Here is a 2,068-nt window from a genome sequence, read left to right on the forward strand (position 1 = left end):
GAGCGCTACGCACTCAAGCGGGAGCAAGCTCCCTCGCCACAGGGTTGTGCGTCAGGCGATCACGATGCCATCGCTGCCGAGGCTGCCCAGCGCCACCCCCACCAACGTCACCGAATCCGCCCCAAACGTCAGCACGGTATCCTGCCCAACTGCCGACGCATGCGCGCGCAAATCATCCCCCGGCAACACACCCTGCACGCCAAGAAACACCAGCTTGTCGTTGGCCGTATAGCCCACCACACGATCCTGGCCGAATGCACCGTGGAACAGAAACGTATCCGCCCCGCCGCCCGATTCCAGCAGATCATTGCCAGCTCCGCCGACAAACACATCGTTGGCCGCGCCGCCGAGCAAATGATCATTGCCCTCAAGCCCGAACAGCCAGTCGCCGCCAGCGTGCGCCTTTAGCGTGTCAGCGCCGGCCGAGCCTTTTACGCTCGATTGATAAGCGGTGAGGTTGCTGCCGACTTTCAACCCCGTGGCGGTGACACTGTGCACCACGTCATCCTTGAAAACGCCCCAGAGAAAGCCCGGCTCTTTGGTCACGATGCTGCCAATGTCGCGGGTGATGCTGATTGCGCCGTTGGCATCGCGGATGTACAGGTTGCCGGCGCCGTCATTGGCGAAATCAAAGTTCTTCACCGTCTGCTGCAAGTCGAGCGTGTTGCTGCCCTGCCCGCCCAGAATGATGTTGTAGCCACCGCTGTCGCGGAAGCTGTCATTGCCGGCGCGCCCTTCAAGGTAGTCATTGCCGCTGCCGCCCTGGATCAGGTCGTTGCCGTCACTGCCGATGATGAAGGTGCTGCCCTTGTGGGTTTCGGCGTTGCGGTTGAGGTCTTGCACCCACGTGTTGGCCCGGGCCGGGTCGGACAGGTTGGCGACGATGATCGTCGAGTCGCGGCTGGTCAGGTCGTAGAACTTCGATTCCAGCACGCGGGTCATGCCGTCGCCATAACCGGTCGGGAGGTGCGAAATCCACGTCGGAATGTTCAGGATCGAATACGGCAGCACGTTCCACGCGCTCGAGGCGTAGTGGTCGTTGAAGCTGGCGATGTTGTCGGTGGTCGATACGTGCGGCGCGTCGTGCACGCCCAGCGAAGCACTGCTGAAGGTCGAACCGTCGAGGGCGCGAAATACCGGGTCGTTTTCGTAGCCGATATTCAGCACCTTGTCGCCGCTGCTCTGGGTCGGCGAGGCGTAGGCGATGTAATTGGAATCGGCGAAGAATCCATCCCACTTGCCGCCACTCAAGTCGGCCATGCTGTTCACTGCCAGGCCGCCAAGGCTATGGCCGCTGACCAGCACATCCTTGCCGCTGAGGCCGTTGGCCCGGGCGAATGCGACGACATCGTTGAGCAGGTTGCCGAAAGCTTCGCCGACGTAGTTTTTCGCGTAATCGGCCGGGCCGAACGCTGCGAGCAGATCGCTGATCACGTCGCCAATCGAATCGCCAATGAGGATCTCCCGCGGGCCGCTGGTGCCACGAAAGGCAATGCCCAGTTCGGTGAGATGCCCCTGGGCGTCGTATTTGCCGAGGATTTCCACCTGCGCGCTGGTATAGCCGGCCTTCTCGCCGAAGAACGTTCCGCGTGCATCGGTCTTGCCGTCGTAGCCCAACTGCGCGGCGCTGATTGGCGTCCAGCCGGCCTTTTGCACGGCCTCGAGGGCGAGTTTTTCCGAGTCCGGATTCCACGGGATACCGGGGATCACCCCTTGCGAGTCGGTGCCGCCAATCAACGCGCTGATTAGCGTCGCCGGCAGGCCGAGGCCGAAGCCGTTGTGCTGGTAGCCGGCGGCGAAACCATTATCGAGGTTGTGATAGGAATACAGCGTGATCGCCATGGCATCGCTGAACAGCGCCTTGGAATCGCCCGTACCGAAGTTCTTGTAGTCGTATACACCCATTGCCATTGCCTCTCTTGTTGTTGGAATTGTCAGAGATAGCTCACAGCCAGAGCGCAGGGCTCCGGAGCATTCATCACATTTCGCACATTTCCCTTTGTAGGAGTGAGCCTGCTCGCGATAGCGGTGTGTCAGTTGAGAAATTTTTATCTGAAACACCGCTATC

General features: G+C 60.9%; 1 protein-coding gene. It reads right to left on the reverse strand.

Features of this window, described 5'->3' with window-relative positions:
• Positions 1-51 precede the first annotated feature (51 nt).
• Positions 52-1,905 (reverse strand): polyurethanase, encoded by a 1,854-nt coding sequence (locus tag DCO47_RS26615; protein WP_116659274.1) that lies wholly within the window; start codon positions 1,903-1,905, stop codon positions 52-54.
• Between the last annotated feature and the right edge of the window lie 163 nt (positions 1,906-2,068).

Source organism: Pseudomonas sp. NDM (assembly GCF_003105095.1).
GTDB lineage: Bacteria > Pseudomonadota > Gammaproteobacteria > Pseudomonadales > Pseudomonadaceae > Aquipseudomonas > Aquipseudomonas moraviensis_A.

Coding starts and splice junctions, on each gene's coding strand:
- DCO47_RS26615 (WP_116659274.1), bottom strand. CDS start 1,905: ATGGGTGTATACGACTACAAGAACTTCGGTACGGGCGATTCCAAGGCG.